General features: G+C 51.6%; 15 protein-coding genes. 13 read left to right on the forward strand and 2 right to left on the reverse strand.

Annotation, left to right across the window (positions count from 1 at the left end; all coding sequences use genetic code 11):
* Positions 1-50 precede the first annotated feature (50 nt).
* Complete coding sequence (locus H1D31_RS14660; protein WP_261259547.1) at positions 51-965, forward strand: WYL domain-containing protein; 915 nt, start codon at positions 51-53, stop codon at positions 963-965.
* Between the two features lie 198 nt (positions 966-1,163).
* On the opposite strand, the gene H1D31_RS14665 is transcribed toward H1D31_RS14660, so the two are convergent.
* Together H1D31_RS14665 and H1D31_RS14670 are read right to left on the reverse strand one after the other, a co-directional pair.
* Positions 1,164-2,393 (reverse strand): type II toxin-antitoxin system HipA family toxin, encoded by a 1,230-nt coding sequence (locus tag H1D31_RS14665; RefSeq protein WP_261259549.1) that lies wholly within the window; start codon positions 2,391-2,393, stop codon positions 1,164-1,166.
* A complete protein-coding gene (locus tag H1D31_RS14670; RefSeq protein WP_261259551.1) occupies positions 2,386-2,712 on the reverse strand; it encodes a helix-turn-helix domain-containing protein in 327 nt (108 codons plus the stop codon). Before H1D31_RS14670 ends, H1D31_RS14665 begins: the two co-directional genes overlap by 8 nt.
* 287 nt (positions 2,713-2,999) lie before the next feature.
* Here H1D31_RS14670 and H1D31_RS14675 point away from each other — a divergent pair, with 287 nt between their 5' ends.
* The 12 genes from H1D31_RS14675 (at position 3,000) to H1D31_RS14730 (ending at position 15,119) form a co-directional block, all read left to right on the forward strand.
* Entirely contained in the window at positions 3,000-3,482 is a 483-nt protein-coding gene (locus tag H1D31_RS14675; protein ID WP_261259552.1) for a PaaI family thioesterase, read from the forward strand.
* A 218-nt stretch (positions 3,483-3,700) separates the two neighbouring features.
* A complete protein-coding gene (locus tag H1D31_RS14680) occupies positions 3,701-4,690 on the forward strand; it encodes a TerC family protein (RefSeq protein ID WP_261259554.1) in 990 nt (329 codons plus the stop codon).
* Positions 4,691-4,785: 95 nt separating this feature from the next.
* Positions 4,786-5,418 (forward strand): guanylate kinase, encoded by a 633-nt coding sequence (gene gmk, locus H1D31_RS14685; protein ID WP_261260098.1) that lies wholly within the window; start codon positions 4,786-4,788, stop codon positions 5,416-5,418.
* A gap of 58 nt (positions 5,419-5,476) precedes the next feature.
* Positions 5,477-5,752: a DNA-directed RNA polymerase subunit omega gene (rpoZ, locus tag H1D31_RS14690; RefSeq protein WP_261259556.1), complete on the forward strand. Its 276-nt coding sequence runs from the start codon at positions 5,477-5,479 to the stop codon at positions 5,750-5,752.
* A 173-nt stretch (positions 5,753-5,925) separates the two neighbouring features.
* Positions 5,926-8,046, forward strand: a complete 2,121-nt coding sequence (gene spoT / locus H1D31_RS14695; RefSeq protein WP_261259557.1) for a bifunctional GTP diphosphokinase/guanosine-3',5'-bis pyrophosphate 3'-pyrophosphohydrolase — start codon at positions 5,926-5,928, stop codon at positions 8,044-8,046.
* Positions 8,047-8,052: 6 nt separating this feature from the next.
* Positions 8,053-8,445: a RidA family protein gene (locus H1D31_RS14700; RefSeq protein ID WP_008984677.1), complete on the forward strand. Its 393-nt coding sequence runs from the start codon at positions 8,053-8,055 to the stop codon at positions 8,443-8,445.
* A gap of 23 nt (positions 8,446-8,468) precedes the next feature.
* Positions 8,469-10,553, forward strand: coding sequence for an ATP-dependent DNA helicase RecG (recG, locus tag H1D31_RS14705; RefSeq protein WP_261259558.1), 2,085 nt, complete (start codon positions 8,469-8,471; stop codon positions 10,551-10,553).
* A 125-nt stretch (positions 10,554-10,678) separates the two neighbouring features.
* A complete protein-coding gene (locus H1D31_RS14710; RefSeq protein WP_261259559.1) occupies positions 10,679-11,473 on the forward strand; it encodes a putative hydro-lyase in 795 nt (264 codons plus the stop codon).
* Between the two features lie 232 nt (positions 11,474-11,705).
* Positions 11,706-12,461, forward strand: a complete 756-nt coding sequence (locus H1D31_RS14715; protein WP_261259561.1) for a 5-oxoprolinase subunit PxpA — start codon at positions 11,706-11,708, stop codon at positions 12,459-12,461.
* On the forward strand, positions 12,452-13,243 hold the full coding sequence (gene pxpB / locus H1D31_RS14720) for a 5-oxoprolinase subunit PxpB (protein WP_261259562.1): 792 nt from the start codon (positions 12,452-12,454) through the stop codon (positions 13,241-13,243). Before H1D31_RS14715 ends, pxpB begins: the two co-directional genes overlap by 10 nt.
* Positions 13,240-14,247, forward strand: coding sequence for a biotin-dependent carboxyltransferase family protein (locus tag H1D31_RS14725; protein WP_261259564.1), 1,008 nt, complete (start codon positions 13,240-13,242; stop codon positions 14,245-14,247). Before pxpB ends, H1D31_RS14725 begins: the two co-directional genes overlap by 4 nt.
* A complete protein-coding gene (locus H1D31_RS14730; protein WP_261259566.1) occupies positions 14,247-15,119 on the forward strand; it encodes a DUF4392 domain-containing protein in 873 nt (290 codons plus the stop codon). The genes H1D31_RS14725 and H1D31_RS14730 overlap by 1 nt, the downstream gene beginning before the upstream one ends.
* The last annotated feature ends 2 nt before the right edge of the window (positions 15,120-15,121 follow it).

Consider the following 15,121-nt stretch of genomic DNA (forward strand, 5'->3'; position numbering starts at 1 on the left):
TATTGATTGCAGGTGTGTATGCTAATCAGACACATTTTACAGGAGTTTAGATGCAAAACCCTCAAACACAGCCCCCACTTTTAACAGATAGCCGTAGCAGCCTAGACGCCAGCGGCTGGCCGCTGCGCTGGGAGCTATTAATGCGTTACCGGCTAATTGAAATTGTCGCGCTATGGGAAGGCCGTTTAACCACTAATCATTTATGTAATAGCTTTGGTATCGCACGCCAGCAGGCATCGAAAGATATTAATGCCTATTTGCGCGATATTGCGCCGGGTAACCTGGTGTATGACGGTAAGCTAAAAGGTTATAAACCAGCTGCCAATTTTACCCCCAAAGTCACCAGCGGCTTAGCCGATGAATACCTGCATGCGCTGGCCAGCACTAAAGATTTTGCCCACACCTTTAGCCAGCTCGATTTAGGCTTTGCCCATACCGAAATGCTGACGCCGCCACTACGCCAGGTAAACCCGGATATTCTACGAGCACTGGTGCAAGCTGCGCGGGACGGGAAAAAGATTGATATGGGTTATGTGTCGCTTACCAGCCCAGATGAAGAAAGCCGCATTATTGCCCCGCATACACTGGTCTGCACGCCACTACGCTGGCATGTGCGCGCTTACTGCGAGAAAAACCGCGATTTTCGGGATTTTGTGCTAAGCCGCTTTCGCGGCATCAATGGCATTGAAGGTGATGCCGAGATGACCAAAGATAGCGACGAACGCTGGAACACCACTATTGATATCGTGCTGATGCCCGATTCCCGCTTAACCGACTATCAAAAAGCCATTATTGCCGAAGATTACAATATGCAACACGGCAAGCGGGTGTTCTCAGTACGCTCAGCACTGGTGCCTTATGCCGTGCAGGCGTTAAACCTGGATTTAGCAAAAATTGAAGCACGCCCGGAGGCGCAGCAGATTATGGTGGCGAATTTAGATGAAGTTAAGCGGCATGCGTTTTGAGATTAATTAGCAAAAATACGACAATATCATAACGAAAGACTTGTGATGCCTTTTGCTAACGGCAAGGCCAGTCTGGTTGTTGCCAGATCTACATAGGTAAGGCTCCTGCTGATTGAGGTGAATACATTGCACAATCTACTCACATCGTGAGGTGAATAATAAGACTTACTCCGCGACAACCATCCCGCTTGCAGCTTATTAGCTAAGCGGTATGCTGCTTAAGTGCGTCTCGATTGCAGCAATCATCGATTTGCTAAGCGGTAAATGCGCTTTTTCTTTTGCCCATATCTCATGAAAGCCTGCCACGGTTTGCTTGGCAGTATCCAATACTAATTTTTCTGGCAACATGGCTTTCGCCGCCAGGTGTGATAATTCATCCAACGTAAAATCACTGAACTTTTTGCTACGGCTAACCTTCAGAGACGCGCTATCGGCGGGGATATAAGGGATGGTTGAGACAAAGTCATAAGCAGGCGCAATCGATGCGGTACGCTTGTCTTTATAAATCACAGACCAATTTTTCAAATGCATATCTGCATTGCCAATTAACGTATTGAACACCAACCTACGCGTAAATTCTGCGATGTCCTCGTCTTGCCCTTCGATGCCGATAACCTGAGCAATATTCCGCATACTGGCTTTTTTATATTTATCTTGCGGATAAACGCCAAACACTTGCGCAAAGTCTTCGATATGTATCGCTTTACCATCAACACGGTCAAAGCGTTTAATCGCAAAAGCCTGTGCATTTTTAAAAAAATTGCCGAATTTACCAATACCTTCTGGAATATTGGCAATCTGGTCAATGGCAAGTAGCTGCGTCTCTGGTACATTCATTCCCAACATTCGGGCCAATTCCATCATCGAATATTCGTTTTCAGGCACAGCTTCAAATCGAGACGACGGCAATTTCACTATCCAAGAGCCACCTTTACCCGTAACAGGGATCGTTAAACCGCCGTTTGCCTGTTGCACGGCTGAAAACTTCAACTGCACACCCGCCAATGAAAAACGCATTGGCGCTTCAATTTTATCTTTATTTTTAATACTTTGATGTATGACTGGCGGCAACGCTTCACCATTGGCGGGTTCAACCGTGACCGCACCAGCTAAATCCTGCCCTAGCACCCATAATAGAAAAAACTCCCGCGCTGGGTTCACACCGGCACGTTCTGCCAGGTATTTACGCATGGTTTCTTCTGGCAAAAGGTTGGAGAAAAAAGGCGTTAACTTTGTTTGGGTGGGTTTGAAGTTGGTCAGCAAGCCACCCAGGGAATCTTTAAACCCCAGCCCCAACACAGGCCGCGATTTGTTATTAATGTACGAATCTGTAAAAGCGAAAAGTGTTCTGTCATTGCCCACGTTAGTGATCGTTGCAATGGGTTCACCATAAAGCAAAACGTTGAGCGTAGAGACATTATTAGTCATCGTCATCTCCATCTAACTGATATGCGGGCGACATTGGCTCAGTTTCATCACCAAGGCCTTTATTATCAGTACCTTTGCTACTTCGAATGATCGACTTAATGGCAGGAACAGATTTTTTAGGTGCGACAAATAACTCTAAATCGAGTACGCGGGCAATCGCTATCAAACTGGACATTCTTAAATCAACGCCACCAGACTCGATCTTCGAAATATGACTTTGCGGCACACCCGACCGCGCGCTCAACTCTCTTTGGCTAAAACCCTTACTTATTCGCGCTTCTCGAAGGCTTTGTAGTATCTGCTCTGTTACATAGCTCATTTCAATACGCCTTAATGTATCACTGAGAAATAATTATATGCATAAACATATCAGCCTAACCAAGAGAACACAAGAATGATTAGTTATTACATATCAATAAATACTCTTTGATATGCGATTACAGATAAACCATCACCTACTTGCGGCAAATTCAGTGCGCAGAAAAACATCCGGTTTCGTCTAATCCATACCAGATACGCAGGCTCTAAAACCAACACTAGCCTCTTGGTCTGACCAGTGCTAAGCTAGCGCTTTACTAGCAGCATTTTCGGAAAAATGGAGTGGTTATGGCGGTATCGTTACGTAAAGCGAATTGGTTTCTAAAGCTGTTTGCCTGGCGCTATATCCCACTGATTGGTTTTTGCTCGCCCAAAATTATCCGTATGGATGACAAAACCGTTGAAGTAACAATGCCGCATAAATGGCGCACCAAAAACCATCTTGGCAGTATCTATTTTGGTGCCTTAGCTATTGGTGCCGATTTGGCCGGTGCTTTTCTGGTATTTACCAAGGCCAAGGCGCGTGGTGTAAATGCTAACTTTGCCTTTAAAGATGTTGAAGGTAAATTCCTGAAACGGCCGGAGAGCACGGTGCATTTTATTAGCCATGATGGTGATGTGATTGACCAGATGCTGGATGAGTCTATCGCGACTGGCGAGCGGGTCAATCGCCCGGTGTCGGTAATGGTAACCTGCCCAGAAAAAAATGGTGACGACGTGATGGCGAGTTTTACCCTTACCTTGTCAATTAAAGCCAAAGCACGCAGTTAATAAATATTTTAAACCGGCTCTTGTGTGCGATCCGGCACTCTCCTACACTTAATTTACTCAAAGGGGAGTAGCTTCTCGCTGGTTAGTCGTCATCACGGCATTTTGCCCGGCTGCCAGGTTCAGACCCTATCTGAATAAGCAAGACCTTTGCCTAACGGCAACAGGTCTTTGCGTCTAAACTACCTGCTGCAATCATAATCAAGATTAATGGTAGCCATATGGTATCTATTGCAAGCCCCACACTTTGGTTCGTTTTTTTTGGTATCGTGCTGATTATGCTGGCGATTGACCTGTTTCTGGTCGGCGGCGGTAAGGCACATAAAGTCAGTTTACGTGAAGCCGCTACCTGGTCGGTGATCTGGGTGACGGTGTCGATAGCCTTTGCCACCGGCCTGTGGTTTTATCTGGATGCAGAACAAGGTCGGGCACTGGCTAATGCGAAAACGCTGGAGTTTGTGACCGGCTATCTGATTGAAAAATCATTGGCGGTAGACAACGTTTTCGTCTGGTTAATGATTTTTAGCTACTTTGCCGTACCGGCCGAACTGCAAAAGCGGGTGCTCATCTACGGCGTGCTGGGTGCCATTGTGATGCGCACCCTTATGATCTTTGCCGGTGTCTGGCTGATCCAGCGTTTTGACTGGATACTTTACGTTTTCGGTGCCTTTCTGGTGTTTAGCGGTATCAAAATGTGGTTATTCGCTGAAGCCTCGCCGGATCTGTCAAAAAATGCCGCTCTGCTTTGGCTGCGCAAACACCTGCGCTTAACCGACGAGCTGGACGGCGAAAAATTTACCGTAATAAAACCACATAAAAAAACCGGCAAATTGGTGCGTTACGGCACGCCACTGCTACTGGTGCTGATTTTGGTGGAAATTACCGATCTGATCTTTGCGGTCGACTCGATACCGGCGATCTTCGCCATCAGTACCGACCCCTTTATTGTGTTAACCTCCAATATCTTCGCCATTCTGGGCTTAAGGGCAATGTATTTCTTGCTGGCCGACTTTGCCGATCGCTTTAGCCTGCTCAACTACGGCCTGGCGCTGGTGCTGATCTTTGTCGGTTGTAAGATGCTGTTGCTCGATGTGTTCCATATTCCGGTTTACATCTCGTTACCAGTAGTAGCCTGTTTTATTGGTGGTTCAATCTGGTTATCGCTGCGTAAAGCGCGTTTAGCTACTAACAATCACTACACCACCGGCTAAGCCCCCTGCGGTTTAAGTTTGCGCCTGCCTGGTGCAGGCAGTAAACTTAGCGCCAGTTGAGCTGAAACAAGGTATTCCCCGTGATCGACCACAGCATGCAGCAATTAAGCGGCAACCTGTTTATTATTTCGGCGCCCAGTGGCGCCGGCAAATCGACGCTGATCCAGGCGCTGCTAAAGCGCTACAACGATATGCGATTAAGTGTGTCACACACCACCCGGGCGCCACGCGCTGGCGAGCAGGATGGGGTACATTATCATTTCACTACCGTCGCCGATTTTCAGCAGCGCATCGCCAATGGCGAATTTCTGGAGTGTGCCGAAGTATTCGGTAACTACTATGGCACTTCAGCCCATGCCATTCGCGAGCTACTGAGTCAGGGTATCGATGTGTTTCTGGATATCGACTGGCAGGGCGCCGAGCAAATTCGCGCTAAAGTCGCCGGTACCATCGGTATCTTTATTCTGCCGCCCAGTGTCGAAGCACTGCAGCAGCGACTGACGAACCGCGCCACCGATAGCGCCGAAGTGATCGCCAAACGCATGGCCCAGGCCCAAAGCGAAATGTCACATGCTTTTGAATATGACTATCTGATTATTAATGACCAACTGGAGCAGGCTTATCACGAGCTGGAACGGATTGTACTGGCACAGCGTAACCGCTGCAGCAGTCAGACACACCGGCATAGCGCTTTGCTGGAACAATTGTTGGCGAAAGCAGCAAAATAGCGTACACTAGGCGGTCTTGTAATACCTGTACTAACACTGAATTATTCCGGAGTGCTGAATGGCTCGCGTAACCGTTGAAGATGCTGTAGATAAAATTGGTAACCGTTTTGACTTAATTCTGGTTGCAGCACGCCGTGCTCGTCAGCTGTCAGTGGAAGGCAAAGAGCCGCTGGTTGACCGTGAAAACGACAAGCCAACGGTAGTGGCACTGCGTGAAATTGAAAAAGGCTTTATCAATCAAAGCATCCTGGATCAACAGGAACGCCGCGATCAGTTACAGCAAGAAGCGTCTGAAATGGCTGCTGTGGCTGCCATTATCGGCTCAGATCAGTAAAAAAGCCTGCCAAACTGCTGCCAACGGCACCTCAGCCGTTGGCATTCGCCAAATTTACACGTATATTCTAAGCTTAAACAGCATAGTCGCTGTGTTAACCTGTGCCGCACCCATGCGTAGCCAGGGTTAACATAAATTGCGCTTATCCTGTGCTGTGTTGGTTTGGAGATCCCGTGTATCTGTTTGAAGGTCTGAAAAATCAGATAAGTGCGTATCTGCCCCCGGAGCAGGTTAATCTGGTACAACAGGCCTATGTGGTTGCCAGAGATGCACATGCACCGCAGTTTCGTTCTAGCGGTGAGCCTTATATTACCCACCCGGTAGCGGTCACCAGTATTCTGGCCGAGATGAAACTCGACCACGAAACGCTGATGGCGGCATTGCTGCATGATGTAATTGAAGACACCCCGGTTACCAAAGAAGATCTTACCCGCCTATTTGGCGCGACCGTGGCCGAGCTGGTACAGGGTGTTAGCAAACTCGATAAAGTTAAATTTAAAGATATCAAAGAGTTTGAAACCACTAACCTGCAAAAAATGTTTATGGCGATGACCCAGGATATCCGGGTTATTCTGATTAAACTGGCCGATCGCACCCACAATATGCGCACCTTAGGCGCGTTAAAGCCGGAAAAACGCCGTCGTATTGCCAAAGAAACGCTCGAACTGTATGCCCCTATCGCCAACCGCCTGGGTATTCATAATATCAAAAACGAGCTGGAAGACTGGGGTTTTCAGGCGCTGTATCCGATGCGCTATCGCGCGTTAAGTTCGGCAGTAAAACAAGCGCGCGGTAACCGCCGCGAACTGCTGGAAAAGGTGCAGCAGGATATCCGGCAACGTATCCAACAAGCCGGCATTGCGGCGGAAGTCAGTGGCCGCGAAAAACATCTGTATAGCATCTACCGCAAAATGAAAAACAAAGAGCTGATGTTCAATGATGTAATGGACATCTATGCGTTTCGGGTGGTGGTCGACAGTATTGACAACTGCTATCGCACCCTCGGCGTGATGCATAACCTGTTTAAACCGATTGAAAGCCGCTTTAAAGACTATATCGCGATTCCAAAGCAAAACGGCTATCAGTCGCTGCACACCTCATTAATCGGGCCACATGGCATACCAGTAGAAATCCAAATGCGCACCCGCGAAATGGACGAAATGGCCGACAAAGGCATCGCCGCACATTGGATGTATAAGGTCAACGGCGAGGTACAGCGTGAATCGACCGCCCAGATCCGTGCTCAGCGCTGGATGCAAAGTCTGCTGGAGTTACAGCAAAGCGCGGGCAACAGCCAGGAATTTGTCGAAAACGTTAAATCCGAACTGTATCCGGACGAGCTCTATGTCTTTACACCGAAAGGCCGTATTGTCGAGCTGCCAATTGGCGCTACTGCAGTAGATTTTGCCTATGCGGTACATACCGATATCGGTAATAAATGTGTTGGCGCCAAGGTTGACCGGCGGCCCTACTCGCTAAGCAAACCACTGGAAACCGGGCAAACGGTCGAAATTATTACCAGCCCCGGCGGCAAGCCCAATGCCAACTGGTTAAACTATGTGGTGACCAGCCGCGCCATTCTGGGTATCCGTAACTATCTGAAAAAACAACAGCAAAACGAGGCTGTTAGCCTGGGTAAACGCTTACTGACATCCGCTTTGGGTACAGTGAAACTGGAAGAGATCAGCCAGGAGCGGATTGAGCAGGTCCTGACCAACTTACAACAGCCAACACTGGATGCACTGTATAGCGAAATCGGCCTGGGCAATCAGTTACCTATCGCCATTGCCCGCCGCTTATTGGGTGAGTTTGATAGTGACGAGCCGCAAAGTAAGGCGCCGGCTATCCCTAAAGGCAATACCTTTATTGTTGGCTCCGAAGGTATGTTAGTCACCTTTGCCAAGTGTTGCCGGCCAATACCGGGCGATCCTATCGTCGCCAATGCCACACCGGGCAAAGGCCTGAACGTGCACCGTGCTGAGTGTCGCAATATTAAAGGCTGGGAGCGCGAACCGGCGCGGTTCTTCCCGGTGCGTTGGGATAACACTACAGAGAAACAGTTCCTGTGTGATATCCGGGTGTTTATTCTGAATAAACAGGGCGTACTGGCGAAACTGACGACTATGATTGCCTCGCAAGACTCGAATATTCAGGATTTATCGACCGAAGATCGCGATACCGGCGAATATGTGATAAAAATCACCCTTTCGGTGAAAGATCGGGTACATCTGGCTAATGTGATGCGCAAAATTCGCGTCATGCCTGATGTGCAAAAAGTTTACAGAAGGAAATAACTGTTCATGTCAAAAGTGATTATCCGTACTGATGCCGCACCCGCAGCGATCGGTACCTACAGCCAGGCGGTAAAAATCGGCACTACCGTGTATTTGTCCGGCCAGATCCCATTAGTGCCGGCTACGATGCAAATGGTGTCAGAAGATTTTGCCGAGCAAACCCATCAGGTGTTTAAAAACTTAAGCGCGGTGTGTGAAGCCGCCGGTGGCACTCTGAATAATATGGTGAAGGTAAATATCTTTTTAACTGACTTAAGCCAGTTCGCGACAGTTAACCAGATTATGAGCCAGTACTATCAGGAGCCTTATCCGGCGCGGGCGGCAGTACAAGTCAGCGCCCTGCCACGCGGTGCGCAAATCGAAATCGACGGCGTGATGGAAGTGCCGTCAACCTACTAACGTCTACCTACTTAGGCCCGGTTTTGAGCCAGACCCGTCTTGATAATATCGCCATTTCAGCCATTAAGGGCGTCGGCAGCAAAGTTGCTGAGCGCCTGGCGAAACTGGCGATTTTTAGCATTCAGGACATCTTATTTCACCTGCCGCTGCGCTACGAAGATCGTACCCGCCTGTACCCTATTGCCGACTTGATGCCGCTGTTGCACGCCACAGTGCAAGGCGAAGTACAAAGTAGCGAAGTGCATTTTGGCAAAAGACGCAGCTGGCTGGTTACCCTTAAAGATGGCAGCGGCAGCATTACGCTGCGCTTTTTTCATTTTTCGGCGGCACAAAAAAATGCGGTGGTAAAAGGCAGCCGCTTGCGTTGCTTTGGCGAGGTAAAACGTGGCCCGCGCGGTTTGGAAATGCTGCATCCGGAATACAAAGTATTACAGGATGAGGCATTAGAGCTGCAAGTCGCCGAAAACCTGACGCCGATTTACCCCACTACCGAAGGTTTAAAACAAGCCACCTGGCGCAACCTGACCGATGCCGCCCTAACGTATTTAAAGCAATATGCACCAACCGAATATTTACCAGCAGAGCTGATGCACCAGCCCTGGTCGCTGGCCGAGGCACTACATTATATTCATCGCCCGCCGCCGGATGCGCAACTTACGCTGTTAGAAGAAGGCAAGCACCCGGCGCAGCAACGGCTGATTTTAGAAGAGCTGATTGCGCAGCAGTTGAGTATGTATCAGCTACGTAGTCAGGGCCAGCAACAGCAGGCAGTGGCGCTGCCTACGCCGGCAAAATTACTCAACGACTTTTTAAGCCAACTGCCGTTTCAACCCACCGGCGCCCAACAGCGGGTGGTGGCGGAAATTCAAGGCGATCTCGCCAAGCCTCTGCCGATGCTGCGATTAGTGCAGGGTGATGTCGGTTCGGGTAAAACGCTGGTCGCTGCGCTGGCGGCGTTAACGGCTATTGGCAATGGTTATCAGGTGGCGTTAATGGCACCCACCGAGCTTCTGGCTGAACAGCATGCGCTAAATTTTCAGCGCTGGTTTGCACCGCTCGGTATTCAGTTAGCCTGGCTGGGCGGTAAAAGCAAAGGTAAGGCGCGTGAGCAAAGCTTGGCCGCGATCGGCGATGGCAGCGCCCAAATGGTGGTGGGCACCCATGCGCTGTTTCAGCAACAGGTCGAATTTAAACAACTGGCGCTGGTGATTATCGATGAGCAGCACCGCTTCGGCGTGCATCAGCGCCTGGCACTGCGTGAAAAAGGCGGCATTGCCGGCCATTATCCGCATCAGCTGGTGATGACGGCCACGCCTATTCCGCGTACATTGGCGATGACGGCTTATGCCGATCTGGATACCTCGGTAATTGATGAACTACCACCGGGTCGCACGCCGGTGACTACCGTCGCCATTCCGGATAGCCGCCGCGACGAAGTGATTGCCCGGGTAAAGCAGGTAGTTACCGAACAACAACGGCAAGCATATTGGGTTTGCACCTTAATTGAAGAGTCGGAAGCGCTACAATGCCAGGCCGCGGAGGATACCGCGACCTTGCTACAACAAGCACTGCCAGAGCTTCGGATTGGTCTGGTGCATGGCCGCTTAAAAAGCGCTGAAAAACAGCAAATTATGCAAAGCTTTAGCAGTGGTGAGCTGGATTTATTGGTCGCCACTACCGTGATTGAGGTTGGTGTCGATGTGCCCAACGCCAGTCTGATGATTATCGAGAACCCGGAGCGGCTGGGCCTGGCGCAGCTGCATCAGCTGCGCGGCCGGGTTGGCCGGGGTAGCGCCGCGTCGCATTGTGTGCTGCTATATCATGCACCGCTGTCGCGCACGGCACAGGCGCGGTTATCGGTATTGCGCGAAAGTAATGACGGCTTTGTTATTGCGCAGCGCGATTTGGAAATTCGCGGTCCCGGCGAGCTGCTCGGCACCCGGCAAACCGGTTTAATGCAGTTTAAAATTGCTGACCTGACCCGCGACAGCGAGTTACTGCCACAAGCACGGCAACTGGCGGCAATAATGTGGCAACAACACCGGCCGGCCAGCCTGCAACTGATTAAACGCTGGCTCGCCAACAAAGAAATTTACGGCCACGCCTAACTTATCCACCGCACTCCGGTACCGGTCTGACCAGTTTATCCACAGCACTCCGGTACAAAGCTAACACCGAACCGGAGTGCTGTGGATAACAGTGTGGCAGATCATGACGAACCACGAGGTATGCTATGCAAGATCTTACTGCTCTGTCGCCCTATAAAATCCGCCAGCTTTGTCGCAGCGGTGAGTTTGCCAGCAATACCTCGGGCCTGGCGCCGGGTTTTGTGCAGGCCAATATGGCGATTATTCCGGCCGCCTATGCCGCCGACTTCCTGCAGTTTTGTCACTTCAACCCCAAGCCCTGCCCGCTGCTGGGTATGGCCGCCCACCCCGGCGCTGTCGAGCTGCCAGCACTGGCACAGAATTTAGATATTCGCACCGACTTACCGCGTTACCGCATTTTTCGCCATGGCGAACTGGTGGATGAAGTGACTGACCTTACTTCCGTCTGGCGCGATGATCTGGTGACCTTTTTAATCGGTTGCTCCTTTTCATTTGAAGAAGCGCTACTGGCCGATGGTCTGGAGATCCGCAATATTACCGAGCAGGTCAATGTACCGATGTATCGTACTAACCTGGCCTGCCAGAGCGCTGGCGTCTTTAGCGGCAATATGGTGGTCAGTATGCGACCGATGAAACCGGCCGATGCGATCCGCGCTATTCAGATTTGCTCGCGCTTCCCGCAAGTACACGGTGCGCCGGTGCATTTTGGCGATCCGGCGGCTATCGGCATTCAGAATATCAACCGGCCAGATTATGGCGATGCGGTAACGATTAAACCCGGCGAAGTGCCGGTATTCTGGGCCTGTGGTGTCACACCGCAGGTGGCGATTGCCAACGCCAAGCTGGATTTTTGTATCAGCCATGCACCAGGCCATATGCTGGTTACCGACTTAAGCAACAGTAAACTGGCGGTGCTCTAACCTAAACTGGTCAGACCGGTACCGGAGTGCTGTGGATAAGTGCGGTGGCTATGGTGGGGTTAGGACGAATACTTTATTCTTTTTTGTTTTCCGTCTGGAATTTTTTATGCATAAGCGGCGGCCGGCTACTGGACAAGCCATAGCCAGTCGCGCAAACTAGCAACAAATAGAGAGCTGCCCCGAACCTTGCTCGGGGCTAGAGCCCTACAGTCAGCTGCAACCGGAGAGCCCGATGTCGAAATCCCGCCCTGCTTTATTACTTAACTGTGATCTTGGCGAAAGCTTTGGCAGCTGGACTATGGGGCTGGATGAACAAGCCATGCCACATATTGATCTGGCGAATATTGCCTGTGGCTTTCATGGCGGTGATCCTGATGTGATGGTACGCACCCTTAAGCTGGCCAAGCAACACGGCGTCACCATTGGCGCTCATCCGTCTTATCCTGATTTACAGGGCTTTGGCCGGCGCAGTATGCACTGCTCAGCCAGCGAAATCGTTAATTTAATCCATTACCAGGTGGCTGCATTAGATGGTATGGCGCAGTGTCAGGGCTTAAATCTTAGCTATATCAAACCACATGGTGCCCTGTATAACGATATGATGGCAAAGCCAGAGGTGTGGCAGGCCGTACTGCAGGCAGTCGCCAGCTATCATAAGCCGCTAAAGCTGATGATATTAGCCACGGCCGATGCCGCGCAATATCAGCAGCAAGCCGCCGCGGCTGGCGTCAATCTGCTGTTGGAAGCCTTTGCCGATCGTCGCTACACCGAGGCCGGTAAGCTTACACCACGCAGCCAAGCTGGTGCGGTGTTGCATGGCGCTGAAGTATTAACCCAGGTGCGACAGTTAGTTACGCAAGGCTCGGTGACCACCGACAGCGGCAAAACGCTGCCCTTAGCCGCTGATACGCTCTGTGTACATGGCGATAACGTTGCTGCCATCACGCAGCTTACCGAAATTCGTGAGTTACTGCGCCTATGTCAGTAATACCGCCACTACCACCATTACTGTTACCGGCTGAGCTGCTGCCTGCCGGTGCTGATAACGCTGTATTTAGGCCGGATCCAACAGGGCTACAGCCACTGGAACTTAAACTTGCCGCTGAAAACGCCTTTATTCTGTATACCGGTAGCCAGCAAATCCACCCTTGTAATGCCGCGACGGTGCAGCAATGCTGTGCCCTGCTACAACCATTGCTAGGCCTGGATATTGTAGAATTACTGCCTTCCTATGCCTCGGTGCTGATCCTGTTTAATCCACTACGGCATAGCCATCTCAGTCTGCTACCACTGCTACAACAGGCACTACTACAAAGTTCGCCTGCGACGCAGGCTCTCAGCAGCGGCAAGCTGGTAGAGCTGCCAGTATGGTACAGCGAGCAAAGCGGCGCCGATTTACTTAGCGTTGCCAAAGCGAAAAACCTGACACCGGATGAAGTGATTCGCCTGCACAGCAACCAAAGTTATCAGGTTTATGCGATTGGCTTTGCGCCGGGCTTTGCCTATTTGGGCGAGCTGCCGGCTGAACTGGCCATGCCGCGTTTGAGCAGCCCGCGAGCTAAAGTACCGGCCGGTGCGGTGGCCATAGCCGATCGGCAAACAGCAGTCTATCCGGCGGCCTCACCGGGTGGCTGGCATTTATTGGGGCTGTGCCCAATCCGGATGTTTAACCCCCGGCAAGAGCCGGCAATGCCGGTGGCAGTGGGTGATCAGGTGCGGTTTGTGCCGGTTAGCGAGCGGGAATTCCAGTTACTCGGAGGCGCCTTATGAGCCACCTTAACCCTAGCACCGGCGCTGGCCTGAAAATTATTAGCCCCGGCACCTTAAGTTTGCTACAAGATGCCGGCCGCTTTGGCATGACTGCCCTTGGCCTGACGCAGGGCGGCCCGCTGGATGCACATAGCTTTGTCTGGGCCAATGCCTTAGTGGGCAACGCAGCTAACAGCACCTTGATTGAACATAGTATTGGCGGCCTGGTACTGCAGGCCACCACCGCCTGCACCGTCGCCGTTACCGGTGCCGAACTGCCGCTACAGCTTAACGGCAAGCCGGTACCCTGCTGGCAGGCGCTATCACTCAACCGCGGTGATGAACTGGAACTAGGCTATATGACGCGCGGCCTGCGCGCTTATCTGGCTGTCAGCGGCGGTATTGCCGCACCGTTACAATTTGGCAGCAGTGCCACGGTAATGCGTGAAGGTATTGGCGGCTTAGCACAGGATGGGTGCAAGCTGCGGGCTGATGATCTGCTACCCTTAGGCCAGGCAGCCGAACTGGCCTTAGCTGCCACAACAGCGGCAACACCAACACTGGCAATACAACAACTTACCTTACCGCCAACAGACAAGGCCCAGCCGCTGCAGCTGCGGCTATTACCCGGTTATCAGGCCGCAAGCTTTAGCCCAACCGAGCAGGCCCGCTTTTTTCTTAATCCCTATCAGGTTACTGCCAGTTGCGATCGAATGGGCTATAAACTCAGCGGCAGCGCTATTCAATGCACTAGCCGCACCCTGTTATCGGAAGGCATCAGCCTGGGCGCAGTGCAAATTCCACCCGATGGTCAGCCAATAGTACTGTTAAACGACCGGCAAACCCTTGGCGGTTATCCGAAGATCGGCGCTGTGCTGTCGCTGGATTGCTGGAAACTGGCGCAAACCGCACCCGGCAGTTTGGTGCAGTTTAGTGCTATCGACAGCTATCAGGCGCATAATGCGCTGGCGCTGTATCAGGCCAGCATGGCGCCAAATAGCACGCGCTTAGCCAGGAGCCTTTAATGTCAAACTCATTATCTTTAGCCAAGCGGCCAAACCTGCTGGCGATAAGCCGCCAAATCGAGCATCTGCTTACCGAGCGCAATTTACGTGGTATGCAGCAGGTGCAGCAGCAGCTACGCCCCGGTTATATCTTGCGTGCTGCCCGGCTGTTTAACCTGCCCGCGGGTAGCACTGTGCTGATCGGCACCGGCTTTCCGGTACTGGATACCTTTGAAACCGACGGCCCGGTCGGCGCCATTGCGCTGTACCAATGCGCGCAACAGCTGCAATTAAAGCCTTATCTGGTTTGTGGTAACCCGCTATTTTCGCTGCTTAGCCAGCATTACCAATGCCTGCCGTTGGCCATTAATCAACCTGAGCTAAGTCAGCAGCAGGCGGCGCAGCTGCTGCAACAACAGCAACCGGCATTGGTGGTATCGATTGAACGACCGGGCCTGAGTGCTGCCGGAATTTACGTGAATATGCGCGGTGAGGATATCTCGGCGCGCTGCGGCAATTATGACGAGCTATTAAATCAGGCCGCCTGCCCGACGCTAGCGATTGGTGATGGCGGTAACGAAATTGGCATGGGCAATGTACACGCGGCGCTGGCCAGCCTGAATATTACCCCCAGCATTACCGAATGCGACGAATTAGTGGTGGCCGATGTGTCGAACTGGGCCGCCTGGGGTATTATAGCCATGTTAGGTGTATTACGGGGTCAGGACTTGCTTACCAACGCCGATCTGGCCGGTCTGTTACAGTTTTTAATCGCCCATGGCTGTATCGACGGCGTAACCCGCCAGGCCACCCTAACCGAAGACGGCCTGCCGATGAACGCAGGCGAGCAGTTGATTGAGCGGCTACGGGCACTTACTGCGCCCTATCTGTAACC

This window comes from Alishewanella sp. BS5-314 (assembly GCF_025377695.1).
Classification (GTDB): Bacteria; Pseudomonadota; Gammaproteobacteria; order Enterobacterales; family Alteromonadaceae; genus Alishewanella; species Alishewanella aestuarii.

Coding starts and splice junctions, on each gene's coding strand:
- H1D31_RS14660 (WP_261259547.1), top strand. CDS start 51: ATGCAAAACCCTCAAACACAGCCCCCACTTTTAACAGATAGCCGTAGC.
- H1D31_RS14665 (WP_261259549.1), bottom strand. CDS start 2,393: ATGACTAATAATGTCTCTACGCTCAACGTTTTGCTTTATGGTGAACCC.
- H1D31_RS14670 (WP_261259551.1), bottom strand. CDS start 2,712: ATGAGCTATGTAACAGAGCAGATACTACAAAGCCTTCGAGAAGCGCGA.
- H1D31_RS14675 (WP_261259552.1), top strand. CDS start 3,000: ATGGCGGTATCGTTACGTAAAGCGAATTGGTTTCTAAAGCTGTTTGCC.
- H1D31_RS14680 (WP_261259554.1), top strand. CDS start 3,701: ATGGTATCTATTGCAAGCCCCACACTTTGGTTCGTTTTTTTTGGTATC.
- gmk (WP_261260098.1), top strand. CDS start 4,786: ATGCAGCAATTAAGCGGCAACCTGTTTATTATTTCGGCGCCCAGTGGC.
- rpoZ (WP_261259556.1), top strand. CDS start 5,477: ATGGCTCGCGTAACCGTTGAAGATGCTGTAGATAAAATTGGTAACCGT.
- H1D31_RS14700 (WP_008984677.1), top strand. CDS start 8,053: ATGTCAAAAGTGATTATCCGTACTGATGCCGCACCCGCAGCGATCGGT.
- H1D31_RS14710 (WP_261259559.1), top strand. CDS start 10,679: ATGCAAGATCTTACTGCTCTGTCGCCCTATAAAATCCGCCAGCTTTGT.
- H1D31_RS14715 (WP_261259561.1), top strand. CDS start 11,706: ATGTCGAAATCCCGCCCTGCTTTATTACTTAACTGTGATCTTGGCGAA.
- pxpB (WP_261259562.1), top strand. CDS start 12,452: ATGTCAGTAATACCGCCACTACCACCATTACTGTTACCGGCTGAGCTG.
- H1D31_RS14725 (WP_261259564.1), top strand. CDS start 13,240: ATGAGCCACCTTAACCCTAGCACCGGCGCTGGCCTGAAAATTATTAGC.
- H1D31_RS14730 (WP_261259566.1), top strand. CDS start 14,247: ATGTCAAACTCATTATCTTTAGCCAAGCGGCCAAACCTGCTGGCGATA.